The organism is Synergistaceae bacterium (assembly GCA_017443945.1).
GTDB lineage: Bacteria > Synergistota > Synergistia > Synergistales > Aminobacteriaceae > JAFUXM01.
In genome coordinates this window covers 15,337-42,013 of record JAFSXS010000052.1, presented here as the reverse complement: position 1 = coordinate 42,013, position 26,677 = coordinate 15,337, and the positions used below count along the sequence as shown (strand labels likewise).

Annotated in this window: 23 protein-coding genes and 4 tRNA genes; 11 read left to right on the top strand and 16 right to left on the bottom strand. The window is 41.6% G+C overall.

Translation table 11 applies throughout. The features are described from left to right. The 15 genes from IJT21_05190 to IJT21_05120 form a co-directional block, all read right to left on the bottom strand. Nucleotides 1-681 (bottom strand): ribonuclease HII, encoded by a 681-nt coding sequence (locus IJT21_05190; GenBank protein ID MBQ7577646.1) that lies wholly within the window; start codon nucleotides 679-681, stop codon nucleotides 1-3. Next, on the bottom strand, nucleotides 656-1,495 hold the full coding sequence (locus tag IJT21_05185; protein MBQ7577645.1) for a 50S ribosome-binding GTPase: 840 nt from the start codon (nucleotides 1,493-1,495) through the stop codon (nucleotides 656-658). Before IJT21_05185 ends, IJT21_05190 begins: the two co-directional genes overlap by 26 nt. A 3-nt stretch (nucleotides 1,496-1,498) precedes the next feature. Next, the gene (gene lepB, locus IJT21_05180; GenBank protein ID MBQ7577644.1) at nucleotides 1,499-2,044 is read right to left on the bottom strand and encodes a signal peptidase I; all 546 of its coding nucleotides are present in this window, start codon (nucleotides 2,042-2,044) and stop codon (nucleotides 1,499-1,501) included. Nucleotides 2,045-2,166: 122 nt separating this feature from the next. Next, entirely contained in the window at nucleotides 2,167-3,048 is an 882-nt protein-coding gene (locus tag IJT21_05175) for a DUF4115 domain-containing protein (GenBank protein MBQ7577643.1), read from the bottom strand. Then, nucleotides 3,045-3,710 (bottom strand): ribulose-phosphate 3-epimerase, encoded by a 666-nt coding sequence (gene rpe / locus IJT21_05170; GenBank protein ID MBQ7577642.1) that lies wholly within the window; start codon nucleotides 3,708-3,710, stop codon nucleotides 3,045-3,047. The genes IJT21_05175 and rpe overlap by 4 nt, the downstream gene beginning before the upstream one ends. A gap of 3 nt (nucleotides 3,711-3,713) precedes the next feature. Further along, nucleotides 3,714-4,940 (bottom strand): PASTA domain-containing protein, encoded by a 1,227-nt coding sequence (locus tag IJT21_05165; GenBank protein MBQ7577641.1) that lies wholly within the window; start codon nucleotides 4,938-4,940, stop codon nucleotides 3,714-3,716. Nucleotides 4,941-4,955: 15 nt separating this feature from the next. Further along, nucleotides 4,956-6,278 (bottom strand): RsmB/NOP family class I SAM-dependent RNA methyltransferase, encoded by a 1,323-nt coding sequence (locus IJT21_05160; protein MBQ7577640.1) that lies wholly within the window; start codon nucleotides 6,276-6,278, stop codon nucleotides 4,956-4,958. Nucleotide 6,279: 1 nt separating this feature from the next. After that, a complete protein-coding gene (locus IJT21_05155; protein MBQ7577639.1) occupies nucleotides 6,280-6,969 on the bottom strand; it encodes a zinc metallopeptidase in 690 nt (229 codons plus the stop codon). Between the two features lie 85 nt (nucleotides 6,970-7,054). Then, nucleotides 7,055-7,128 (bottom strand) — tRNA-Cys (locus IJT21_05150). Between the two features lie 46 nt (nucleotides 7,129-7,174). Further along, on the bottom strand, nucleotides 7,175-8,302 hold the full coding sequence (locus tag IJT21_05145; protein ID MBQ7577638.1) for an AI-2E family transporter: 1,128 nt from the start codon (nucleotides 8,300-8,302) through the stop codon (nucleotides 7,175-7,177). 110 nt (nucleotides 8,303-8,412) lie between these two features. After that, nucleotides 8,413-9,429, bottom strand: coding sequence for a type I glyceraldehyde-3-phosphate dehydrogenase (gene gap, locus IJT21_05140; GenBank protein MBQ7577637.1), 1,017 nt, complete (start codon nucleotides 9,427-9,429; stop codon nucleotides 8,413-8,415). Nucleotides 9,430-9,575: 146 nt separating this feature from the next. After that, complete coding sequence (locus IJT21_05135; GenBank protein ID MBQ7577636.1) at nucleotides 9,576-12,080, bottom strand: flagellin; 2,505 nt, start codon at nucleotides 12,078-12,080, stop codon at nucleotides 9,576-9,578. A 202-nt stretch (nucleotides 12,081-12,282) separates the two neighbouring features. Further along, nucleotides 12,283-12,441 (bottom strand): rubredoxin, encoded by a 159-nt coding sequence (locus IJT21_05130; GenBank protein ID MBQ7577635.1) that lies wholly within the window; start codon nucleotides 12,439-12,441, stop codon nucleotides 12,283-12,285. A gap of 891 nt (nucleotides 12,442-13,332) precedes the next feature. Further along, nucleotides 13,333-14,712, bottom strand: coding sequence for a sodium-dependent transporter (locus tag IJT21_05125; protein MBQ7577634.1), 1,380 nt, complete (start codon nucleotides 14,710-14,712; stop codon nucleotides 13,333-13,335). 24 nt (nucleotides 14,713-14,736) lie between these two features. Further along, nucleotides 14,737-16,122: a sodium-dependent transporter gene (locus IJT21_05120; protein ID MBQ7577633.1), complete on the bottom strand. Its 1,386-nt coding sequence runs from the start codon at nucleotides 16,120-16,122 to the stop codon at nucleotides 14,737-14,739. Nucleotides 16,123-16,230: 108 nt separating this feature from the next. On the opposite strand from IJT21_05120, the gene IJT21_05115 reads away from it, so the two are divergent. From IJT21_05115 to IJT21_05065, 11 genes are all read left to right on the top strand, one after another. Next, nucleotides 16,231-16,317 (top strand) — tRNA-Leu (locus IJT21_05115). A 16-nt stretch (nucleotides 16,318-16,333) separates the two neighbouring features. Next, nucleotides 16,334-16,410: transfer RNA gene (locus IJT21_05110), tRNA-Met, on the top strand. Nucleotides 16,411-16,419: 9 nt separating this feature from the next. Then, nucleotides 16,420-16,493 (top strand) — tRNA-Met (locus tag IJT21_05105). A gap of 123 nt (nucleotides 16,494-16,616) precedes the next feature. After that, nucleotides 16,617-17,516 (top strand): hypothetical protein, encoded by a 900-nt coding sequence (locus tag IJT21_05100; protein ID MBQ7577632.1) that lies wholly within the window; start codon nucleotides 16,617-16,619, stop codon nucleotides 17,514-17,516. Further along, nucleotides 17,513-18,250, top strand: coding sequence for an LPS export ABC transporter ATP-binding protein (lptB, locus tag IJT21_05095; GenBank protein MBQ7577631.1), 738 nt, complete (start codon nucleotides 17,513-17,515; stop codon nucleotides 18,248-18,250). Before IJT21_05100 ends, lptB begins: the two co-directional genes overlap by 4 nt. After that, entirely contained in the window at nucleotides 18,251-19,627 is a 1,377-nt protein-coding gene (gene fumC, locus IJT21_05090) for a class II fumarate hydratase (protein ID MBQ7577630.1), read from the top strand. Continuing rightward, nucleotides 19,584-20,972: a 23S rRNA (uracil(1939)-C(5))-methyltransferase RlmD gene (gene rlmD / locus IJT21_05085; protein ID MBQ7577629.1), complete on the top strand. Its 1,389-nt coding sequence runs from the start codon at nucleotides 19,584-19,586 to the stop codon at nucleotides 20,970-20,972. The genes fumC and rlmD overlap by 44 nt, the downstream gene beginning before the upstream one ends. Before the next feature lie 114 nt (nucleotides 20,973-21,086). After that, nucleotides 21,087-23,123: a DUF262 domain-containing protein gene (locus IJT21_05080; GenBank protein MBQ7577628.1), complete on the top strand. Its 2,037-nt coding sequence runs from the start codon at nucleotides 21,087-21,089 to the stop codon at nucleotides 23,121-23,123. 16 nt (nucleotides 23,124-23,139) lie between these two features. Beyond that, the gene (locus tag IJT21_05075) at nucleotides 23,140-23,937 is read left to right on the top strand and encodes an alpha/beta fold hydrolase (GenBank protein ID MBQ7577627.1); all 798 of its coding nucleotides are present in this window, start codon (nucleotides 23,140-23,142) and stop codon (nucleotides 23,935-23,937) included. A gap of 6 nt (nucleotides 23,938-23,943) precedes the next feature. Next, complete coding sequence (locus tag IJT21_05070; GenBank protein MBQ7577626.1) at nucleotides 23,944-25,032, top strand: aminopeptidase P family protein; 1,089 nt, start codon at nucleotides 23,944-23,946, stop codon at nucleotides 25,030-25,032. Nucleotides 25,033-25,034: 2 nt separating this feature from the next. Then, nucleotides 25,035-26,141 carry a hypothetical protein gene (locus IJT21_05065; protein ID MBQ7577625.1) on the top strand — a complete coding sequence of 369 codons (1,107 nt, stop codon included), beginning with the start codon at nucleotides 25,035-25,037 and terminating at the stop codon, nucleotides 26,139-26,141. On the opposite strand, the gene IJT21_05060 is transcribed toward IJT21_05065, so the two are convergent. Beyond that, a complete protein-coding gene (locus tag IJT21_05060; GenBank protein MBQ7577624.1) occupies nucleotides 26,142-26,627 on the bottom strand; it encodes a prolyl-tRNA synthetase associated domain-containing protein in 486 nt (161 codons plus the stop codon). It abuts the gene before it with no gap. Between the last annotated feature and the right edge of the window lie 50 nt (nucleotides 26,628-26,677).

Genomic DNA, 26,677 nt, shown 5'->3' with positions numbered 1-26,677 from the left:
TCACCTTCCACTTAATAATTTTCGGCAGAATGACTCTCTATGTATATCAGACAGTCCGATTAATTTTACACGTTCTCTATGCTCTCTAGTGGGATAACCTTTATTTTTTGCAAGATTATAACCGGGAAATTTTGAGTCAAGCCTTGCCATTAATCTATCTCGTATAACTTTTGCGACAATCGAAGCAGCCGATACGACCGGTATTAAGTCATCAGCTTTTATCAACGGCCATTGAGAAAAATTTATATCCGGGATTCTCTCTGTGCCGTCAACGATTATGCATGCGGGAGAAGTATTTAATTTCGCAGCTAATTTCTTGACGCTCTGAGCCATTGCCCATAATGAAGCCTGTAAAATATTATCTCGTTCGATTCGTGCGATACTGCCCATTGAAGCACGCCATAACACGCCGATTTCGTTCATTACAGCAAATAATTTTTCTCGTCCCTTAGGAGTCAAACGCTTAGAGTCGCGCAATTTGCGATTTAATAATATTTTCTCCTGCTCACGAGTCAAATATACTGCTGCTGCTACAACAGGTCCGGCCAAAGCTCCCCGCCCCGCTTCATCAGTGCCGATAACTGCTCCTCGTCTGCAAAGCTCTTCAAGTGATTCGGCTGCCTCAACCGGATCTGCTCTCGACGTGAGAATTAAATCATTGAACAACGTTAGCTGCCTCATGATTGAAATTTATAGCAAGTTCTGAGTCAGGGGTCTCAAGACAAACGAGTCCGAGTCTGCCTGATGAGAAAGCCTCAATAAATTTTTGCCCGGCCAGTTCGTAATTGACTCGCCCTCCCGAAATTAAGCAGCCCATACGCCGGCCGATTCTTTCAAGTGTAAGCTCTGAAGGTTCGTCAACATATTCAACCGGCAATAGATCACGCATATTTTTAGCGCACAAAAATTTTATGAGCATTAACGCCGCATTTTCCCAGCCTCCGACAACATCAGCTTTTGCACATCCCAGCCACGATAAAATTAAATGCGCGCCGGACTCTGCGTGAGGGTCAAGAATACCGGGTGAATCAACAATTAGCATTCCTTCATTCTTGTACCAGTTCACGGACTTAGTAACGCCGGGGATATTGCCTACTGAAGCACTTGATTTATTTATTAACGAATTAAGCAATAAAGATTTTCCGACATTTGGAATACCTACGACGGCGAGTCTTACTTCTCTGTGAGGGGGCTTAAATTTTAATATCGCTTTCTTGATTACATTTAAACCCGATTTTTTGCGAAGGTCTGCACTGAATGCGTGCTTAAACGTGTTCAGCCAGAGATTTAATTTTTCGGGGTCGGCCAAGTCTTTACGCGATAAAACATGAATAACGGGCTTGATTCTTGCCAATGCTTTAATTAACGGTGATGAAGTAGAGACAGGAGCGCGCGAGTCCCTTACTTCAACGATTAAATCAAGTTTTGACGCTAATTCATTTAATTTTCGCGTTCCCTTTGCCATGTGGCCGGGATACCATACAGAACGGGGCATAATTTATTTAGGGATTCCGATTCGATTCAGCGGCCAATAACGGAAAAAAACGGGCCCCCGCATGTCATCAAGTGAAGCAAACCCCCAATAACGGCTGTCCTGCGAATTTGACCTGTTGTCGCCGAGCATAAAATATTTCTTCTCAGGAACAGTAAACGGGACTTCGGGGAAAATATAATTTGCGCGTAAATTAAACCTGTCATGATTCTTTACGTAGGGCTCTTCGGTGGGCTTGCCGTTGATGAAAACAATTCCGTCTTTAATGTCAACTACATCACCGGGAACTGCTATAACACGTTTTACAAAATCGCGTTCTTTGTCAACAGGGTATCTGAACACGTAAAGCGACCCTCTCGAAGGCTCAAATATCCAATTCCAAAATTTTGCGACCAAGACTCTATCACCTATTTCTAAAGTCGGAATCATTGAGCCGCTCGGAATCCAGAAAGCCTGTACTATTAATGTGCGTATAATCATAGCGAGAATAAACGCCCATACAATTGTTTCTATTGTTTCACGCCACCAAGGTTTTGCTGCTGCCTCTGCCATTGTTTGAAAGTGTCCTCCATAACGATTTATTAATTTGCAATGAATAATAATAGCGCGTAAAAGTTTTTCAAGCAAGAAATTAAATCAGCAGGCCATTATATAATAACAACCTGCCGAAAAATTTATTTTATTTTCTGCGTAGTTCCGTCGGGGTTATAAATATGAGTCTCTGACTTCTTAGCTGCTCTGTTCACAATGCCTAAATCTTTGCCGTTCAAGATAACCTGTGCTGAAGTAGGCCGGCCAAACACGACTCTTGCGGGCGCATTCAAATCCCATTTCATCGAGTCCCCGCGTCTGAGTGTACGTCTAAAAACGGGCTGTGCGTTCCCAAATGCAACACTAAGCCATACATCATTTATTGCGCGAATCTCTAATGAAGGCTTCACAGGTTCGGGCTTCTTGACCGGTTCACTGCTGACGACTCTTTTATCAACTGAAACGGGATTTGCTGCAACATCACGGCTTAAATTAGTAATTACATCGTTTGAAGAGTTGTCCGGAACGTCAAATAATCCGTTGTTGCTGCTTCCTGAAAAATTAAATAATTTCAGATTCCGCAAGTCTAACCCGCTGTAATTAACGGCGTACCAGACATAAGCACCCGTTCCAACAAGAGCAAGCACTAAAACAAGAAATATCCAGAAGTGAGACGCTGCTTTAAAACCTTTCGGGACTGATGAACCGTTGCCGAGCATGTTATTAATTCCGCGCTGCCTCTGTAATTCCTGTTTTCGCGAATTTGGTATAAATGCCCGGTCAAGCTGCTTCATAAAATCGTCCTGCAAATCTTCAGCGTTTATCAGCTTTAAATACGTTCTGACAAAACCTTTTGTGTAAACGAGTTCGGGAAAATTCGTATAATTTCCTTCTTCAATACCGCGCAAATATTCAGGTCTAATCTTGGTACGGTCAAAGACTGTTTCAAGAGTCATCCCGATACTTTCGCGGCGTTCTGTTATTAATCTTCCTAGTTCCTCTAAGGCGCTGTTACCTTCTGTCAAAATTTGACTGCCTCCTTTATTTTTGCGAGCCACGCGCCGGGATCCGGATTCTTAAATACTGCGCTCCCTGCGACAATTACATCACAGCCGGCCCGCGCAATGTCTATTATATTATTCTCATTTACTCCGCCGTCAATCTCGATTAAATAATTAAATTTGTTTGCTTCTCTGAGACTCACAAGTTCGCGGACTTTATCGAGACTGTTATCAATCAATTTCTGCCCGCCGAATCCCGGTGTAACTGACATTATAAGCACTAAATCAGCAATATTTAACACTGACTCAATATTTCTAACCGGTGTCGGAGGACATAACGAAATCCCGCATTTGATACCGGCGTTCTTGATCTGCATTAATGACGCGTGCAATAAATGCGATTCTGTCTCTGCATGTATAGTAATTAGTGATGGCTTTACTTGAATGAACAACGGCAAAATTACTTCGAGTCTGTCAATCATTAAATGAACGTCAATAAATGAATCCGTGAATCTTTTGCGCAGTGCCGCGGCTGTCTCCGGTCCAAATGATAAATTTCGCACAAAATGACCGTCCATTATATCCAAGTGAAGCCAGTCATAATTATTGCGCATTGACTCAACTGCTCCGGCCAAGTTTAAAGGGTCTGCTCCTAATAAAGACGGTGCTAATAAAATTTTTCGCATGGTTTATTTCTGCCTTTCCTGCCAAACTGACTCGCCGCCCAAGAAAATGCTTATCACACACTCATTAGTATAGCTTGCTGTTGTGTTAATGCTTTCTCCGCTCCTTACCTGACGACTCAAAACGTTTCTCTTTCCGGACGGATCTGTTATTTCGATTCGCAAGTCCATAGGCCTGGCAATGGGCGGTACAACATAACGGATTCGAGCTGTCTTGCTGCCTCCTGTGCTTGCTGGAGCTGGTGCGGGTGTGCTTGCAGGCTGTGAAGGTGCTGGAGTCTGAGTCTGCGTGCGATTATTATTATTTGCTTGAGTTCTTGACGGCGCAGGCTCTGGAATCGTTACATAGTCATCACCGATAAAGACTTCTTCTTGGCCTGGAACTTGAACGCTGACTCGATTATTATTTGCGGGCTTGGCTGGTGCTGCGGGTGCTGGTGCGGGCTGATTCTGAGGCTGATTAGTTACGCGCCTTACGTTCGGATTATTGCTGTCAGAGTCCATGAATCCTGCCGGACGTTTTTGTGTAGCGAGCTTTAATATTACGCTTTGACCTGCTTTTATTGCACTTCCTGCGGCGGGCTTGGTCTCAATTGCGAGTCCTTCAGGCAATAACGGGCTGTAAACTCTGTCTACTCCCTGAACTTTTACTCCGGCGGCCTCTAAAACTGTGCGTGCTTCTTTCTCGGTCATGCGATTAACATCTGGAATCGTAATATTTCCGTTTGACGCGCTGCCCTCTTGAACTAACAAATCAATTTTTCGCCCTGATGAAATATTTGCGGGAAATGCCGGACTCTGTGCGATTACTTTTCCTGCTTCGGTGTTAGGTTCTCTGATTCTTATTACGTCGCCTAATGAGAATCCCTGCGATTTTATTAAATTCTGCGCGTCTGCTAAAGTCTTGCCTCTGACATCGGGGACCGCGTGAAGTTCTCCGCCTCCTTGACTCACCTGCAAGACAATGACTTGACCTTTACGCGATTTAACGCCGGAATTTGGCGACTGTGCAAGGACTCGGCCCTCCGGCAAAGTGGACGCAGCGTACTCAACCTGAACGACAAATCCGAGTCTCTCAGCCTCTGCAACAGCGTCAACTATAGAACGTTCGCGCAGATCCGGGACAACTCCCTCAACTTCAGGCCGCAAAAATACAGTGTAGACAGCTATTCCACCCGACGCAAATATAATCATCATGACGAATAACAATACAATTTTTAATATTTTTCCCAAGTGATTAAATCCTCCCTACCTCTTTAATATTAACGCGCAGTAAAACCCGTCAAGCCATGCACTAGACGGCCATATGTATAAACCGTAGGGTCTGCCACGATGAAATGCCTGACCGCGCAAATCTATCGGAATTTCAATACAGTCATCATGCTTTGCTAGAACGTCAGCAACAACATTTTCATTTTCGGGCTTCAACAGGCTGCACGTAATATATAACACATAACCGCCCGACACACATAAATTTATAGCACGATCTAGTAATTTTTTCTGCATTGATGCAAAACCGTCTAATTTTTTCCAGTCCATGCGCCATTTTGACTCAGGCTTGCGATTCCATGTCCCTGAACACGAACAGGGCGAGTCAAGTATTATAAAGCTCGGTATATCTTCAGGCAAAAGAACGAGAGAATCACCGACCTTCATTAATGCACGCTCATTGACTCCTAATCTTTGTAATTCATTCTGCGCATTAATTGACTTATTGCCGGAAAGCTCCCAGCACTCAATTTTTGCATTATCGCACTCTTGTAATATTTGCCCGGCCTTTACTCCTCGTCCTGAGCACATATCGAGAATCACTCCAGAACCCGAATAATATTTTTTCACGAGCGATGCAGCAATAATCGAGCCTTCCGACTGAACAGTGCATAAACCTTCAGCAAATCCCGGCAAATTTCGCGGTAAAATTGACTCGTTAAGGTGCAGAGCGTCAGAAATATCAGATTTTACAGCTTGAATCTCCTGACTCGATAATAACTGCATGACTTCATCAAATTTTCCGGGCTTGACCCTTAATGACGAGTACGACGGCATATCCATAAGCGCAAATAATTCGTTCAATTCCTGACGAGACCATGTGCGCATCCAAACAGGCAATGACCACGACGGAACACCAGCCCAAAGCGCGCGGCCTTCGAGACTCGGCGATTTCTTGAATTTTTCGGGTTTCCCTGAGGCTGACTCCTTTATCTTGTGCAAGACTGCATTAACGAGACCGGAATATTTTACAAAATTTTTATTGCGCTTGAGATATTCGACAATGCCGTTAATTAACACGCCTTCAGAAAATCTGCGTAACTCAAGTATCCCGCCTGCACCTGTTATTACGCTGATATAGACTTCGGGAGGAAGGGACTCTTTTGCGCGCAAATATTCATCTGCAATTTTTTCCCATAGCTCACGCCTGCGCATTACTATATAAATCAACGACGATGCAAGCGTTATATCAGGAGCTTTCATTTTTTCACGGTCTGCAAGTTTTCGGAGAGACTCTGACGCAAAGGGGCCGGAGTCTTTATTTTCCGTCAAAATCTTTAAAGCTGCTTCAATTCCGCGCAAATTAACGCCTCCGTGAATTACGAATCATCAATAACCTTACCAGCTGTAAGACCGACATCAAAGCCGCCGATATATAAGTCCATGCTGCTGCAGTCAATACTTTTTTTGCGCCCGATAATTCCTGCGAGTCTAACGTGTGAGTCTGCTCTAATAATTTCAATGCTCTCGAACTCGCGTTAATCTCCACCGGCAATGTAACAAGATGAAATATCAGAGTCCCCGTGAATAAAATTATCCCGATATTTACAAGTGTCATGCTGCCCATAATAAGCCCTATCATAAATAACGGTATTGAAGCACTTGACGCAAGATTTACGGCGGGAACTATTGAATTTCTGAATATCAACGGCGAATATGACTCTAAATGCTGAATCGCGTGCCCGACCTCGTGAGCTGCTACACCGATTGACGCTATACTCCGTGAATTATAAACGCTGTCGGAAAGATTTAGAGTCCTGTTGCGTGGGTCATAGTGATCCGTTAGAGATCCCGAAACGTGATTTATAGGCATATTTCCCATTCCGTAAAGAGTTAATAACATTCTTGCAACGTTGTCGGCTGTAACATTGCTGCGAGCCTGTACGCGGCTGAATTGATTAAATGTCGAACTCACACGCGACTGCGCCCACATCGATAATAATAAAGCCGGTATTACAATAATTATTGTCGGGTCAAGCCCATAGCCTAACATGTAAAAATTTTCCTCCTGATAAATTATTTGTGAAGTCAGTATAACATAAAGATTGGAATTTATTATTTGTGAAATGATTTAAATCTGGAGGCGGCACCCAGAATAGAACAGGGGTTAAATGATTTGCAGTCCTCTGCCTTACCGCTTGGCTATACCGCCTCAATCCGTGAAATATTTTAGAGACTGATTTATAATTAGTCAAGTTTTATTTGCGTTTCTCTTGACTCTTTCTGCCGATTTTCTTTGCTGCGTTGGCAATTTTTTCTTTCACGGCTGAAGTAATTTCGGGGACTCTTGAGTTTTTCTCAGTAATTACCGGACTCCTTCTCACAAAATCTCCGCTGCCGATTAAGACCGCTATAAAATTCAATGACGGTATATTTTCGCAGACAATTTTTATAATTGAGACTATCGGCGTTGACAATAAAGCACCCGGAATCCCCCATATCATTCCCCATAATAATAGTGAAAGCAATATTACAACGGGACTAACTCCGAGCCTGTCGCCCATTACTTTGGGTGTGATAATATTTCCGATCGTCAATTGAATCGTTGTGAGTGAAACAAGAACTAATACAGGCTTGAACAACCCCGGCGAAAATTGAATCACTGCCATAACAACCGGCGGAATCGTCGCAATAATTGAACCTACTGTCGGAATGAAATTTAACAAAAACGTCAAGACACCCCAGCCCGCAGCAAGTCTCACATCAAGAACGGTTAAGACAATCCACGCACAAACGCCCGTAACAAAGCTGATTAATGCAAGAGTCCCTAAATAACGGCTGACCTGTTCTGAAATAGTGCTTAAAATTTTCTGGACTCTCTCTGCATTGCGTCCAAAGGCTTTATTTATTTTTTCCTGCAAGTATGGAGCCTCTAACATCATGAACATCAAGAAAACCAGCGTCAATACAAATTTGCTTGATAGGGCGATAACTAATTCTGAAATATTTCTAGCGTTGTCCTGCAATAATCCCATCCAATTAAAATTTTTCACGGCTTCAGGAGGAATACTCAAAGTTTTTAGCAGATTGATGAACCATTCTATTAATTTATCTGAATAAGCGTCATAGACCCGCCCGAACTCGACAACCTGAACAGCAACAAATTTAAATCCTACGAGTCCCGCAATAGTGAGAGTCGCAAATACAAGCGTAATATTAAGCCACGGATTAAGCCTTAAAGTTTTGCCGATTTTTATGACAGGACGCAGAATTTGTAAAATAAACCATGCAATAACAAGCGGAATAAACATATTACTTGCGACATGCAGCACAACGCAAAGCACTACAGCCGAAATGAATCCCATCAGACTCTGAAATAATTTCATGAATAAATTTTCATCTCCCAATAAAAATTTTAAATATTATAGCGCAAAATAAAAAACTCCCGCCCGATTCGACTCAGGCAGGAGAATTTAATCAATGCTAAAAAATTTGCTTATTTCAGCTCGGAGAAATATTTAATTGTTCTTACCATCTGGGTTGTGTATGAATTTTCGTTGTCATACCAAGATACGACCTGAACGAGGGTTAAATCATCTCCGGCGGGCTTGCACTTTGTCTGTGTTGCGTCAAAGATTGAGCCTGCTGTGCTGTCAATAATATCGGAAGAAACGATCTGATCTGTGTTGTACTCGAATGACTCTGTTTCTTCTTTCTTCATTTGCTCGTTGACCTGCTCTTTTGTCCATGAGCCTTTGACAACTGCGTCAAGAATCGTTGTTGATCCTGTAGGAGTCGGGACTCTCTGTGCTGCTCCGTCAAGTTTGCCTGCTAATTCAGGAATAACGAGTCCGATAGCCTTTGCTGCACCGGTTGAGTTCGGGACGATGTTGCAGGCTGCTGCTCTTGCGCGGCGTAAATCACCTTTTCTGTGAGGGCCGTCAAGAATCATCTGGTCGCCTGTATAAGCGTGTACTGTTGTCATGAAGCCTGATACGATAGGAGCTAAATCGTTAAGAGCTTTTGCCATAGGTGCAAGGCAGTTAGTTGTGCATGATGCAGCAGAAATAATTGTGTCGCTGGCCTTGAGTGTCTTGTGGTTGACGTTATAGACAATTGTCGGTAAATCATTTCCTGCGGGTGCGGAGATAACTACTTTGCGTGCGCCTGCTGTGATATGGGCCTGTGCTTTTTCCTTTGACGCGTAGAATCCGGAGCACTCAAGAACTACATCGATTTTAAGCTCGCCCCATGGGAGTTCTTCTGCTTTGGGTTTTGCGTAAATAGTAATGTCTTTGCCGTCTACTGTGATTTTTCCGGCCTCGTCATCGGCGGTAATGCTATTTTTCTTGTAACTTCCGTGAGTCGTGTCATATTTAAGAAGGTGAGCAAGCATTGAGGGTTTTACAAGGTCATTGATAGCGACAACTTCGTATCCTTCTGCGTCGAACATCTGACGGAATGCAAGTCTTCCGATTCTGCCAAAGCCGTTAATTGCAACTCGTACAGCCATAATAAAAAATTTCCTCCTAAATAATATATAAATGAAATCGGGATTATTATACAACAAAATATACATGCATACACAAAAAAAAGACCCGGATTTGATTCCGGATCTAAAGATTGGAGTTTTTATGAGTACAAATACCTTTGACTTTATTATTGTAACAGACTTAACACTGATTGTGGAAGCTGATTTGCCTGTGCGAGCATTGATGTGCCGGACTGGTTGAGGATCTGAAGTTTTACGAACTCCATCATTTCCTGCGCCATGTCTGCGTCTCTGATTCTGGACTCTGCTGCGCTCAAGTTCGTCATTGTTGTTGTCAAGTTCTCGCTTGTGTAGTCAAGTGCGTTCTGATATGCACCGATTTTAGCGCGCTGGCTCGATACCATGATGATTGCGTGATCGATGATTCCGATAGCCTTTGTTGCTGTCTCACGTGTTGCAACGTTTACTTTCGTGATTCCGAGTGAAGCTGCTGACATGTTGCCGATGTCGATTGCAATATCTTCGCCCTCATTTGCGCCGATCTGGAAAACTGTAGAGCTGTCGACGATGTGAACTGTTGCTTCATAGCCTCTGCTTTGAGGAGTAAGAATGAAGTTTCTTTCTGCCTCGCTCCATGTTGCTTGAACGCCGGCCATAGCGTCAAATTCGATGTCAACGTTTTCATGCAAGATTCCGATTAAGTGATTATCAGAAACTTTTACATTTGTTGCAATGGGCGTACCTGTGTGAGCGTCATAAATTGATGCTTGGAAGGCTGCAACGGAGCTGTCCTTTACGACGTTGAATGCAAGAGTGTTAATTAAATCTTCGTCGCCGCTGAACGTCAAATCACCTGCAGGCCCCGCAAGCAATGACCTGAATATAAACGTGCCGGGTACTGTTTCGAGACCCTGCGCGGGCATGTCGACTCCCTGAGTTTTTTCTACAAATGTGCAGAAATAATCAGAGTATGCGCCGTCTACATATTGAGATTGGCCGAGATCGTTTGCAATTGCGCTGTTGAATTTCGCGCGGACTTCATTAAGCGTATCAGTTGCATAAAGGGTAACGCTTGCTTTCTTGCCGTCTCCCTGCGTGATAGTGATAGTCTGAGGATTATCAAGCATGAATACGCCGGAAGTGTTCCAGAATGTATTTAAATCACGGAGCTTTGTATCTCCTGTTGCTGTCTTGCCGATGTAAGCTGCTGTAAATTTCGAGAGAACGTCGCCGTTCTGAATCACACTTGCTGCATCAAATTTACTGTCGGTTGTAACGATAACATCGCCGTCATAAATAGTTCCTCTCTGGCTGTCGAGATAATAATTACGGAAATGTAAATCTTTTTCCTGACACGCTGCAGAGTTCAAATTATATGATATTGTTCTGTCAGGATTCGGGTTAGCCGGATCTGTATCGCCGAAAACGCTTACTCCCGCTGTATTATCTGCCCAGTTGTAAGGCCAGTCGGGATCCTGAGTCGCGGCAATATTTACAGCCATATCAGCAGCAGTAGTCGTTGTAGCACCGTTGAAGCCTCTTACATTGAGAACAAATTTATTTCCTCTCTGCATAACCGCGAGATCGTCAGCACTTGTTACACCAGAACCGAATGACATCGTAAAAGCACCTTCTACAGCTGCGCCGTTTGCGTCTTTAGCGTCAACAAGTTTAGAAAGGTCAACAGTTGGCGGAGTTGTACCGTCATATTTCAGGATAATATTTTCCATTACGGCACTGTTTACTGTTCCGTCGAGTCCTAAAATATTTGACTGTGCTTTAAGAGTAATGCTGTCCTCGCTCGTAGAAGTAATTTCAAATAAAATGCTTGCGTTGTTAATATCTGCTGTTGCTGAAGGAGTAGTTGTGAAGTAATTATTAACATCGTCAAGAGCTACAGGGTTGTCGCTTGTATTGCCGAAGCCGTAGAATGATGAAATAGTAGCAGTTGCTGCTGTGGGTGCTGTTGTATCTGCTGTTACTTCAAAATTTGCTGCGGGTAAATTATCGACTGCAACTTTTACAATTCCGTCATTGCTGTTTGTCTCTACGTTTGTAATGACGTTCGGGTGCTTGATTGTCATGATTGCTGACTTCTGCACTTGTCCTTGTCCTGTCTGGTTAGGATCGACTGTAACTTTAATTTTATAGTTGCCCTCAAAAGATTTTTTCTGTCCGAACTGGTCAATCTCTCTGAGTGAACCGCGAACGAATGCTTTAACGCTCAAATTGCTTGATGATGTAATACCTGCCGAGCTGCCGTCAAGTAATCTCTTCTTGTTGAACTGTGTAGTAGTTGCGACTCTGTTAATCTGGTCGACAAGCTGATCGATTTCAAGCTGTATATAACTTCTGTCTTGTGATGTCAATGTATCGTTTGAAGCCTGAACAGAAAGCTCGCGCATTCTCTGAAGCATTGAGTTAGTCTCGCCGAGTGCACCTTCTGCGACCTGAAGCATTGACGTAGCGTCCTGAGTGTTTCTGATTGCGATATTGAGTCCGTTAATCTGTGAACGCATTTTTTCACTGATTGCGAATCCTGCTGCGTCATCTGCTGCCGAGTTAATTCTCAAACCTGTTGAGAGCTTCTGAATTGATTTCTCCATAGCTGTATTCGTCGCGCTTAACGAGTTATACGCTGTGAGTGCCGGTATGTTGTGATAAATCCTCATTGTATATTAGCCTCCTGCAAACGGTTTTAGCCGTCTCTCAAAATTTATTTATAAATTCGTTGTGCTACAGTCCTTTGTATTTTATCAGGCGTCCCTGCCCTCACACGTTATTTATCGGTGCTGAATGTTCAAACTTTAATTTGCGAGAAAAAAATCCCCTGCCGTTGATGACAGAGGAAAAAATTTTTATTTCATGATTAATTTATTCCGGCTCGAACATGTCTTTACCTACACCGCAAGGGGGGCAGGTCCAATCGTCGGGCAGATCTTCAAACGCTGTTCCGGGTGCTATTCCGTTATCAGGGTCGCCGACTGCTGGATCATAAACGTAACCGCATACTGTGCAAACGTATTTTTTCATTTGTAATAACCTCCCTCTATAACTTGCGATAATTATAACATAATGAATACTTGAAAAATTTATTAGCTGTTCACTTTATGACGTGTAAAAAATATTTATGTTGTGAGCAACAGTAATAGATGATGACGCACAACCGGCCCAATCTGTAAAAATTTGCTATTATAATAATTCACTAGAGCGCATTGACAAAAATTTTTATGTATCAAATGTAATTGAATAGCTGTAAAAACTTTTGCATATTCGCGCAAGAAATTATTTCAGACGGGAGCGGCTGATAATGCACAAGCGGGTCGGCTGTAAAATATTTTTTCGCATTTATAGATTCTTCTGCGTGATTAATGAAGTCGCACGTGGAAAAAGTTTTTGTGAGTCATAATTTATAGCACAGAAATTAACGCATTCGAGAAAAATTTTATATCGCTCTAAAATGTGCAGATTCTTACGCCCGGCATAATTTGTCGCACGTGGGGAAAAAAGTTTTTGTGATTCATAATTTATTGTACAGAAATTAGCGCATTCGAGAAAAAATTTTATATCACTCTAAAATGTATAGATTCTTACGCCCGGCATAATTCGCCACACGTGGGGGAAAAAGTTTTTTGTGATTCATAATTTATTGTACAGAAATTAGCGCATTCGAGAAAAAATTTTATATCACTCTAAAATGTGCAGATTCTTACGCCCGGCATAATTTGTCGCACGTGGGGAAAAAAGTTTTTTTGTGAGTCATAATTTATCGCGTTAAGAAAAAATTTTTATTCATGAACATTTGCGTACACTAAAAAATTTGCGAGTTTTTGTAGTTGTAAATGTAGTTGCAAAAATAAAGCAGCTCCCATAAAATTTTGAGAACTGCTCGACAACCATTTTAATACAAATCAGCCGTTAAAGCTAGAAAAATTTTTCCCAGTAACCAACTACAAAAATTATCAGCATTATAACCGGCACTACATATGTTAAATATCCGCGCAAAAATTTCGGGAACTTGAGTCCGTCGCCTGAGTCAACTTCTTTAATGAAATTGTCCCAGCCCCAGCCATATCGAGTCACGCAGAATAATAAATAAATCGTCGTCCCAATCGGCAAAATATTATTACTCAATATAAAATCTTCAAGGTCTAACACGTTTGAACCCGCTCCCAAAGGCTGGAATCCTGACCAAATATTAAACCCGAACGCACACGGCAGAGACAAAATAAATATTCCTACGCACGTAATTATTGAAGCAGGGACTCTCTTCATATTAAATTTGTCCATGAAGCACGCAATTATATTTTCAAAGACTGCAATTACTGTCGATAAAGCAGCAAAGCTCATGAACAAGAAAAATAACGTTCCCCAGATTCGACCGTTCGGCATTGAGTTAAACATGTTCGGAAGTGTTACAAATATTAAGCCCGGCCCCGCACCCGGATTTATTCCATATGCAAAGCAAGCTGGAAAAATTATTAATCCTGCTGTCAACGCTACAAAAGTGTCAAGGCAGGTGATAATTAAACTCTCGCCCATTAAAGATTTTTCTTTGCTGATGTAACTTCCGAAAATTGCCATGCTCCCGACTCCGAGTCCCAGCGTAAAAAATGCCTGTCCTAATGCTGCATAAACACTCGTCCAGAATCCTTTTGCTGTGAGATTCTCAAAGCTAGGTTTCAAATAAAAGCTCAATCCCTTATCAGATCCCGGCAAAGTTACAGATCTTACTGCAAGCGCAACCATGATAATTAACAAACCGCACATCATAATTTTTGTAACACGCTCGACTCCGTTTCTCAGACCTGCACAACAAACTATAAAGCCTATCGATACAGCAACATAGAGCCATAATGCACTGCGTTCAGGATTTGACACGAGACCGCCGAAAACTGCTCCGACCTCATCGGGGGTAATGCCTTCAAGAATACCAGCCCCCGCATAAACTGTATAAGCAATCATCCAGCCGGCTACTACTGTGTAATACATCATTAATAATATACAGCCGAACCAGCCCGCATAACCCCATAATGACCAAATTTTATTTTTCGGTGCTAAGACTTCAAATGATTGACTCACACTTTTTTGCGACGCACGGCCTACAGCAAATTCCATTACGAGAATCGGCAGAGCAAGAAATAACAGAAAGAATATATAAATCAGTACAAATGCTGCCCCGCCGTATTGACCCGTAATAAATGGAAATCTCCAAACGTTGCCGAGTCCTATCGCACAACCGGCCGACAAAAATATAAATCCTAATCTGCTCCCTAAAGTTTCACGCGTATTTAAATCCTGCATTGATAATTTCTCCCATGAACTAAATTATTTTGCGAAAGTCTGATAATAGCCGACTCCTAGAATAATAAGCATGATAACCGGCACTATATATGTAAAATAGCCTCGTAAGTAATTCGGGAATTTAAGGCCTTTGCCCTCGTCTGCCTCTTTTATGAAGTTATCCCAGCCCCAGCCGTAACGACTCACGCAGAAGAGCAAATAAATAATTGATCCGATCGGCAATAAATTATTACTCACAATAAAATCTTCAAGATCGAGGACTCCTGTACCTGCTCCGAGCGGTTGAATATCTTTCCATAAATTAAAGCCTAATGCACAGGGAATCGAGAACACAAAAATTAATAGAGCCATTACAATTGTTGATTTCTGCCTCGACCAGTTCAATTTATCCATGAAGCACGCTACAATATTTTCAAAGACTGCAATAACTGTAGAAAGCGCAGCAAAGCTCATGAACAAGAAAAATAATGTTCCCCAGATTTGACCGTTCGGCATTGAGTTAAACATATTCGGAAGTGTAACAAAAATTAAACCTGGGCCCGCGCCGGGGTTGATTCCATAAGCAAAGCAAGCCGGGAAAATTATTAATCCTGCTGTCAGTGCTACAAACGTATCAAGACCGGTAACTATTAAACTTTCACCGAATAAAGATCTATCTTTCTCGATGTAGCTTCCGAAAATCGCCATTGATCCAATACCTAGACTCAACGTGAAAAACGCTTGGCCTAATGCAGCATATAAAGTCGTGCCTAAACCTGACGAAATTAATTTATTGAAATCGGGCTTGAGGTAAAATTCGAGTCCTTTATCAGCTCCCGGCAAAGTTACAGATCTTACAGCAAGAGTAATCATGATTAAGAGCAAACCGCACATCATAATTTTTGTAACGCGCTCGACTCCTCTTTGAAGTCCTGAGAAGCAAACAACTGCACCGATAAAGACTGCTAGAGTCATCCAGCCTACCATTTGAGTCGGTGATTCAAGAAATTTGCCGAAAAATTGTCCTACTGCGTCAGTGTTCAATCCCGCAAAAGTTCCCGCAGCTGAATTATAAGTGTATGCCAGCATCCAGCCCGTTATTGTCGTGTAGAACATCATCAATAAACAATTTCCTATCCATGCAGCATAACCCCATAACGACCAGACTTTATGTTCAGGACAAAGAACTTCAAATGATCGCGAAGGACTTAATCTCGACGCGCGCCCTACAGAAAATTCCATTACCATAATGGGCATTGCAAGAAACAGCAGAAACGCTACATAGATAAGAACGAAAGCTGCCCCGCCGTATTGACCTGTAATAAACGGGAATCTCCAAACATTACCGAGTCCAATTGCACAGCCTGCTGACAAGAAAATAAATCCGAGTCTGCTGCCAAATGTCTCTCTCTCTTTTGCTGCCAATTTAATAGCCTCCTATAAAAATTTTCTGACATTATATAAATGTGTATTATATCAGCATGAGAAAACTTTATATTTGCATAAAAGCGATATTTATTATAAAATAGCCGTTGTGTTGCCGGGCTGGTGGAATGGTAGACACACGGGACTTAAAATCCCGAGGGCGTAAAGTCCGTGAGGGTTCAAATCCCTCGTCCGGCACCATTCGTTAAAGCCAAATCGCGGGGTGGAGCAGTCTGGAAGCTCGTCGGGCTCATAACCCGAAGGTCAAAGGTTCAAATCCTTTCCCCGCCACCAATTTTTTTAGGCGGTATAGCTCAGTTGGCTAGAGCACGCGGTTCATACCCGCGTTGTCCCCGGTTCGAATCCAGGTGCCGCCACTCACAAAATTTTAAGCCGTCATTAAAACATTTACACGTGAAAAATTGCTTATCCCTTGCGCGTTGAATCTGTAATATAATTTGTTAAATCATAATTATTTTTACGTGAAGGGAGACGAATAAATGAAGCGAAATTTTACAGTATGTCTGCTGATTCTTTTGTTTGCTGCACCTGTTCTCGCTCTTGATTCTAATGCGCTGCCGGACAAAGCGACTCTTTCAGCTAATAGAATGAGATTCGACGCTTACACGGGTGATTTTCTTGCGGACGGGAATGTTACAATCAACGCGGGAGATTTCAACGTCAAAGCACCTACAGCAACAGGCAACACAGGTCGCAAAGAAGTAAATTTTGACAAGGGCATAACAGCAGCAGGCAGGTGGAACGCAGCAAAAATTGACTTGAACGCCGGGAAATTATTACTCACATTCGCGGAAATTCCTACGTGCAAATTTCTTAACGGAGTCAAAGGCGGTTACGGTTCTATGCACATTGACGCAGATAGATTGACTCTGACAGGTTTAGGCGGAATATCTGACCCTACAGCAACGGACAGGCAGACAAAATTTTGGCTCACTAAAGTTAGAAATCTTGAGGACAGATCTAAAGGTTTCTCGTTCGGTGCTGAGACAGTAGAGGGCATAATCAGAAACGGTGATTTATTCGAGATGACAGCGAAAAAAGGCGTGTGGATTCGCGGCAAACCTAAAGCAAGAGGCGACGCAGTGAATCTTAAAGGAGACAGCGCAGTTTATTCGCTCACACGAGGAAGTGTCGTCGTAAGCGGCCACGTTGTAGCAGTTCAGGGAGGGAGGACTCTAAAATCTGACTCAATCGTTTATTTTCCCGATCAAAATAGAGTCGAGGCTCTCGGAGGCATAACACGACAGCGCGATGGAGGAGTCAGCACTGACCGCGCAGAAATTACTATAGATTTGACTCGTGAACGCAGAAATAACCCGCCAGCACCTAAGCCAGATAATAATAAACCTCAGCCGCAAAGGAGAACACGCAGAAAATGACAGGTCTAACAGCTTCAGATTTGCGAAAAAGTTATAATAATCGTCTTGTAGTCGGAGGAGTCAGCATTAACGTTAACCCCGGTGAAGTTGTCGGGCTCTTAGGGCCTAACGGTGCGGGAAAAACTACTTCATTCTATATGATTGTAGGATTAATAAGGCCGGACTCTGGAACTGTCATGATCGATGATACAGAAGTTACGAGTCTTCCCGTTTTTATGCGTGCACGTGCTGGAATCGGATATTTACCGCAGGAAGCATCAATTTTTAGAAATCTCACAGTCCGCGAAAATATTAATCTCGTATGGGAAGAAACCGGCAAGCGCAAACAGTCCAAAGAATTAACAGATGAGCTGCTCGAACAATTTAAGATAACTCACATTGCAGACACTAACGGCTATGCTTTGTCAGGAGGAGAACGCCGGCGAGTCGAAATCGCAAGAGCTTTGACACTTAAGCCGAAATTTATTTTGCTCGATGAACCTTTTAGCGGAATAGACCCTATTGCAGTAGCTGATATTCAATCAATGATTCACGAGTTAAAAGCGCAGGGCTACGGGATATTAATAACAGATCACAACGTAAGAGAAACGCTTTCAATTACTGACAGGACATATTTAATTCACGACGGGACAATATTTTTAGCGGGATCTCCTGAAGAAGTCGCCGGAAATGAACTCGCGCGAAAATTCTATCTCGGTGAAAATTTTGAGTGGGAAGGAGCGCACAAATCTTAAATGCAATACAGAACAGAACATGACACAATGGGAGAAATCAGAGTCCCCGCCGATAAATACTGGGGAGCACAGACAGAAAGAAGCCGTCAGAATTTCCAAATAGGTGTAGGACTTGAAACAATGCCCAGTGAAATAATAAATGCGTTTGCGTACTTAAAGAAGGCTTGTGCGATCGCGAATAATATTTTACTGCCGGAAAAAATGACTCCTGAAAAATTGCAGTTTATTTCGCTCGTAACTGATGAAATTATTGCCGGCAAATTGGACTCTCATTTTCCTTTAGTTGTATGGCAGACAGGTTCAGGCACTCAGTCAAACATGAATGTAAATGAAGTAATTGCTAATCGGGGCAACGAATTAAGCGCGAAAAAATTATTACACCCTAATGATGACGTAAATATGTCGCAGTCCTCAAATGATACTTTTCCAGCAGCTATGTATATCGCCGGAGTCTTGTCGGTCGAGAAAAAATTAATTCCTGCCGTAAATGAATTAATCGCAACTTTCAAGCGTTTAGAGTCAGAAAATATTGACATAATCAAGACGGGCCGGACTCACTTGCAGGACGCTGCACCGATAAGATTTTCGCAGGAGATTTCGGGCTGGCGTAACAGTTTAGAATGTGCGTTAGAATACTTGAATGAATCGCAAAAATTTTTGTCTCGTCTTGCAATCGGCGGAACAGCTGTCGGGACTGGCTTAAATGCTCCGAAAAATTTTGATGTCGAAGTAACGCGCGCTCTTACAAGTTTAACGGGAATTAGATTCACTCCTGCACAAAATAAATTTCATGCTCTCACGTCGAAAAGTGAAATAGTTTTTGCTCATGGTGCAGTAAAATCACTTGCCGCCGACATGATGAAAATAGCTAATGATGTGAGATTTCTTGCGTCGGGGCCCCGCTGCGGTTATGGAGAAATTTTTATCCCCGAAAATGAGCCGGGAAGCTCAATAATGCCCGGAAAAGTTAATCCGACTCAGTGCGAACAGGTTACAATGATAGCTGCTCAAATAATGGGCAATGATTCAACAATAGGATTTGCGGCGAGTCAGGGAAATTTTGAATTAAATGTATTTATGCCGGTATGCGCTTATAATTTTTTGCAGTCAGTGAGAATATTAAGCGAGTCAATAAATTCATTCAACAAAAATTGCGCGTCAGGAATCAAGGCCAACCGAGACAAAATGCGTGAAAATCTTGACAAATCCCTCATGCTTGTTACATCACTAAATCCCGTAATAGGCTACGAGAACGCCGCAAAAGTCGCAAAATTAGCTCATAGTAAAAATATTTCACTCAAGGAAGCATGTACAGAGCTTGATTTATTGAGTCCTGAAAAATTTAAGGAGGTCGTCAATCCTGAAAAAATGGTCTAACAATAGAGATAAAGAATCTCTCACGCTCGAAATTTCTGCACTGTCAAGCGAAGGAGCCGGAATCGCACGAACTGACAGAGGCGTTATATTTGTTCATGGAGCTTTACCAGGTGAAATTGTCAATGCTGAGATTGTAGCGAGAAAAAAAGATTTCAGCGTCGCCGATACACTTTCGATTATAGAAGCGAGTCAAAATAGGATAATTCCCAAATGCAAATATTACGGCAGGTGCGGAGGGTGCCAATTACAACACGCAGATTACAGCCTGCAATTAATGCTCAAGGCCGGATTAGTGCGCGATGCAATGACAAGAATCGGAGGTTTTGACTCGAAAAATTTTGCTGATTTAACATGTGAAGAGTCGCCGTCGTCATGGAATTATCGCAATAAAGCAGCTTTCCCAGTTCAGGATTTGCGCGGAAAAATTATAACGGGCTTCTACAGGGCAGGGACTCACAGGCTTGAATTGATTCGTCAATGTCCCGTGAATGCAAAGCGTTTGAATGAAATCTACGGCAAAATTTTAGACTCGCTTGACACGACAAAATATCCTTTTGACGGTTATAATGAGCTTAACGGCTCCGGAAAATTGCGGCACATAATAGCACGTACAGGAATTAACACGGGCGAGAGTCTTTTATCGTTCGTAATCAACGGCAAATTGTCAGCAAAAAGCGTGAAAGCTCTTGTATCACTGGGCAATCAAGCGAGGCCGGACACTTTGACAATGAATCATAATTCAAAACCGGGCAATGTCATATTAGGGACTTACACGGAAAATTTGACGGGGTCGGGCTTAATTTGCGAGACTCTCGGAAAATATAAATTATTCTTTGACACAGCGTCATTCTTTCAGGTCAACACCGGCCAGGCAGAGAAATTATTTAGTTATGTGAGCTCACTTGCAGGAGATTCAAAAAATTTGCTCGAACTCTACAGCGGCACAGGATCATTAACCTGCTATCTTGCAGAGAACGCGAAGAATTTAACAACTGTCGAAGAATGGCGCGGAGCTGTGAAAATGGCCGTAAAAAATTTGCATGCTAATAATTTCGATAATGTTCAAGCACTTTGCGGGCGTGCAGAAGAAATTATAAGTGAATTACGTGACTCTTATGATTCAGTAGTGTTAGATCCTCCCCGTGATGGCTGCGAAAGACGCGTGATTGAGGCTATAAATGATTTCGGAGTCAGAAAAATTATTTATGTCTCGTGCAACCCGGCGACTTTGGCGAGGGACTGCAAGATTTTAGCGTCTCATGATTATAGGCTCGTGAGTATAAAAGCGTTTGACATGTTTCCTCAGACGGCACACGTTGAAAGCGTCGCAGTTATGGAGAAATGATAAAAATTTTTTGCTGCGACCAACGAGAGTAGCTATCGCCCCGCACCGGTGCAAAAAAAAGGTTTTAAGCCTTTGACTTTGCTTTATTATTATTATGACAGGGAGAAATATAACATGTACGCGCAAAAAAGTAATATAAATACGATGTTAAACGGTGAGAAGCAATTTATAATCCCGATTTATCAGAGATTTTACAGCTGGGATATTGAGCAGTGCAGGCAGTTATATAATGATATTGTCTCAATGCAGAAAAACGGGAGAAAAGCTCATTTCATCGGCTCTATTGTAAATGTTGTTGAACATGCATCGGCAACGGGCGTTGAAAAATTTTTAATTATCGACGGACAACAGCGAATCACTACAATTTTATTATTGCTGACTGCCCTTCGCGATTATGCCGAAAAAACGCAGGATAATAATATTAATACACGTCGTATTGACAATACATTTCTGAAAAATGAATATGTTGACGGTTACGAGCGTTATAAATTGCTGTTGACTGACTCAGACCGCGAAATTTTTATTAGTCTCGTTGAGCATAAGCCCATAAATAATGGCACTAAATCAAGACTGCTGGAGAATTATAAATTTTTTGCCGACAAAATTAATGATAAAGTCTTGCAGCCATTAGAAATATACGAGTCTATAGGTAAACTCCAAATTGTAAATATAACTCTCGACCGTTCAGACGATGACGCGCAGGCAATTTTTGAGAGTTTGAACTCAACCGGCAAAGAATTATCAGAGTCTGACTTAATACGAAATTATTTGCTGATGGGACTTGATTCAGACGAGCAGACGTATATTTATGAACATTCATGGAGACCAATGGAAAAACTTTTTGGTATCGCTAGTATGGATGATTTCTTTCGCGATTATATAACTATGAAACTTGCCCGGATACCCAACAAGAACCGCACTTACGAAGAATTTAAACATTACAGCATAAATTCAGAATTTGCATCAGCCCGCGATTTATGCGCCGATTTATATAAATATGCCGTCTATTACACTGATATAATTTTCATGAGGAGCACTGACTCAGAAATTAAATATCTCTATGAGGACATTAACGAGCTTAGAATGAGCATATCTTATCCGTTTTTGCTCAGAGTCCGTGATGATTACGAGAAAAAAATTATCAGTGATTCAGAATTTAAACAAGTTTTGAGGCTCTGTATTAGTTATGTCTTCCGCCGAAGTATATGCGATTTCCCGACAAATTCATTGAATAAAACTTTTGCGACTTTGAGAAATGCAATAAAACCCGATGATTATGTAAACTCTATCAAAGCATTTTTTCTCATGTGCAGCGGTTATCGTGAATTTCCTGATGATGATAAATTTATTGCTGCGTTTGTGAATCGTGATATTTATACAATGCAGACTCATAAATTTATATTGAGCCGACTCGAAAATTTTGATAATAAAGCTCCCATAAACATGGCAAATTATACTATTGAGCACATAATGCCGCAGACTTTGACTCAGGAATGGCAAAAAATGCTCGGTGATAACTGGCGCGAAATTCAGAAAAAATATTTGCACACGATCGGAAATTTGACTCTGACTGCTTATAATTCTGAAATGAGTAACAGCTCATTCACTGAAAAAATGAATATAACAGGCGGATTTAAGCAAAGTGCTTTACGTCTTAATTCTGATATTATAGCTTTAACGGAATGGAACGAGCAAAATATTATTAACCGCGCGAATTTATTAGCGTCTAAGGCAGTCAAAATATGGGAATTTCCTAGCATGACACCTGAAGAACTCGCTAAATATCAGGGGCAGGAAGAGCGTTACAGCATGGCAAGTTACAGTACTAATGCTCACACGATGGAATTATTTAATTTGCTGGACTCGCGCATTCAAAATATTTCGTCATATGTAAGGCGTGAATTCAAGAAATTATATATTGCTTATAAGCTCGATACAAATTTTGCTGATGTCTTCTTTCAGAGTCAGAGGCTTAGAATCGCTATTAACATGAAATTTGCAGACATAAACGACCCTGAAGGCATTTGCAAAGATACAACAGGACAAAGAAAGTGGGGAAACGGCGATGTTGAAATTTATATGGAAAAACTATCTGATATTGATAATGTCATGTATATTATTATGCAGTCATATAATTATCAGCAGGACTAACGCGAAGGAGTCAATCATGCCCATAAAAATAGAGTCACTCAAGACAGAAAGATTTGCGTTAAAATTTTTCAGGTTCGGCAATAAAGCGAGTCAAAATAAGTTCGTGATAATTCCCGGTATGAGCTTAAAAAGTGTAATGAATTACGCTGATTCAGTCGCAGAAGCATATAAAATTTTTTCGCGCGATTATGAAGTATTCTTGTTCGATGTCCGCGATGATTTACCGGAAAATTATAATATCTCAAATTTAGCGCAGGACTTGGCCGACTCTCTTGACTCGCTAGGGATAAAGAATGCTGACATTTTAGGCGTGTCAATGGGCGGAATGATTGCGCAGTCTTTAGCTGTGAATCGGCCGGATTTGACTCGAAAAATTGTATTAGGCTCTACTCTCTCACGTGCAAAGCCTAGAACAGTAAAATTTTGGAATGATTTATTGACTCTTGCCCGCGAGAAAAATATTAACGCCGTAAATCTAGCATTCTCCGAAAATGTTTATACGCCGGAATTTTTCGCAAAATATCGTGATGCAATTCTTGACGCAAATAAAAATTTGAGCGACTCAGAGCTTGAAAGATTTATAATTCTTACTAAAGCAGTTAGAGACTTTGATATTTATGACCAGCTAGACAAGATAAAATCTCCCGTTCTTGTAATCGGTGCTGAACTTGATAAAATTTTCGGGGCTGATTATTCACGTGAGACAGCAAATAAAATCGGTGCTCAATTATATATTTACGAGAATTACGGCCATGCAGCTTATGACGAGGCACCCGACTATAAAGAACGAATCATGAAATTTTTTCAGGAGTGATACTCAATGAACGCTAGACTCGAAAAATTACGCGCTTTAATGCATGAAAGAAAATTAGACTCCTTTGTCTTAATAGTAGATGAACGCGCAAATTCAGAAAGTTGTCATTATATTTCAGGTTTTCGCGGGAGTTCGGCCGGACTGATAATAACTCACAACGACGCAATATTAATCACCGACGGACGCTATACGACACAGGCAAAATTGCAGAGTAATTATAATATCATCATTCAATCAAAAATTTCTGTCTATGAATACATTGCAAACGCCGTAAAAGATTCTGACTGGGTTAATGTAGGTTTCGAGGCAGAAAAAATTTCTCACGCCGATTACATAAAATATTTTGTTCCCGTAAAAGCTAACTGGGTTGACTCGTCGGACTTAATATTGACTCTAAGACGCTGCAAAGACTCTCAAGAAATCGAGTACATCAAACAAGCTGCGAAAATCGGCCGTCAAGCTCTTGCAAACGTTTTAAAGCAAACCCGCCCCGGAATGACTGAAATAGAATTTGATATAAAGCTCAACGAACAAATTAAATTATTAGGCGCAGAAAAAGGCTGGGCACACGATGATTTTATTGTCGCTTCAGGTGAAAGAACGGCGATGTGTCATGCTCCGGCAACTGATAAAAAATTTGCTGAAGGCGATATTGTTACAGTCGATTACGGCGCAATGGTGAACGGCTATATGAGTGATATTACAAGAAATTTTGCATTGACTCATTTAAGCGACAAGGCACGAGAAATAAATAATATTTTGTTAGACGCTCATAATCAGGCAGCAAAAGCACTTCGTCCGGGCGTATCAGGTTTTGACGTTGATTTAATTGCGCGTAAAGTTATAGAGAATGCAGGCTACGGGAAAAATTTTTTGCATGGACTTGGTCATGGGCTGGGCTTGGAAGTTCACGAGTCGCCGAGATTGTCGCGTACCTCAAAGGACATTTTACGAGCCGGTGATGTCGTTACAATTGAGCCGGGAATTTACATAGAAGGCTGGGGCGGCCTGCGAATTGAAGACGACTATTTAATCACTGAAGACGGCTGCGAATGTCTGACTATTAACGATAATCAAAGTATTGAGGTGATATAATCATGAGGATTCAAGCAATAAATTTACTCTCAAACTTTAACACGTTAAGGCAAAATAAAAGTGTCCTGCCTCAAGTTAATTTGCAGAAAAATAATGACTCTGTGAGATTGTCCGAGTCAGGGCTGCAGAAATCGCAAGGCACTAACAAAGCAGAAAATATCGTGAAATATGACCCGGCCACTAAGAAAATGGACGAGGCCATGAAGAAAGCGCAGAATATTCTCGAAAAAATGCATGATTTAGCTACACTTGCACAAGATAAAAGTCTCGACGATCTTGATAGAGTCGAAATTCAGATTGAACTTGCTGATTTAAATGATAATTTGTTCATGATACCGGGAAATTTAAGAATGTCGCAAAATCTTTCACGCGAACAGACCGAAAACTGGCAGGACTCGCAAATGTCTAGCATTCTTGAACGCATGAGAACTCGAATCAGCAGCGGCGAAAAATGGAACGTTCGGGAAGTCTGGCAGCCTAATATGGAAGTAAGAGTCAAACATGACGAAAACGGCGCAGAATTTTACGAGATAAGCTCCCCCGGCTGGTACACTGTAAGCGATGACGTAAAAATAAAATCGCAGTCAACTTTAACGAGCGAAATCGTGCAGACAGACAAGAGCGTCCCTACAGTTAGAGAGAGACTCGAAAATTTAACGCAATATTTAGTGATGGACTCAGAATCGGCCGAAAAAAGCTCGCAATTAATACAGCAGCAAATTAATAAAATTCAGGAATGGCGCGACGAATTGCCGCAAAAAATTTCAGAAGCTGCCGGAGATACGGATAAAATTGACTCGATTTTGATGGAAGCGTTTAATTTCCTTGACGAACTTGCAAGACCAGCAAATATAATAGTTCCTTCACTGAATGCACCTAATGAACCGAGTTATTTTTTACACGGCGGTGAAGTCTATGACAGAATCCAGAATCAAGGAGTAATCGCGCTCAATGAAGACGGAGAAAGAATCCCGATTCCTAATTATGAAATCTCGCAAAGTGAAGAGACTCAGCCGGAATTATTCGCAAAAGTTGAGAGTCTTTCAGGCCGAACGCTCAAGAATATTAACACAGGGAGCAATATAATTTATGTTAACGGCTTAAAATAACTAGCAGTCAACAAATTTTACAGGATTCCCGCAGGCATTAACAAATTTCATGAAATCCTGATAACTAAGCCAAACAGTCGCAGTATTTATATTCGGGTGAAAACCTAAAAGCGGCTGATTTCTTATGCTTGAGTCAATGATTAATTCTACGTCATTATTTATATTATTTATCAGCCCGAACGGAGACACGGAACCTTTTGTGAGTCCTAAATGTTTATATAATCTTTCTTCAGAGCCAAAGCTCAAACGCGAGCAAATAATTTGTTCACGCAATTTTTTGAGGTCAGTTTGTTTCTCGCCGTCATGGATCACTAAAAAATGTCTCTTCCCGTTAGCGTCGCGCAAAAATAAATTTACTGGAATCATTCCGCGTTTGTTCAGGCCAAGTTTTATAATTGCCTCGATTGTAAAGACTGCTTCATGTTCTTCGAGTTCGTAATTAATGCCAAGCTCGTTTAATTTATTCAAGACTTCCTGCAAGATTATAGCCTCCCTAAAATTTATATATATTATAACCGCAAAAAAAATCCCCCTCG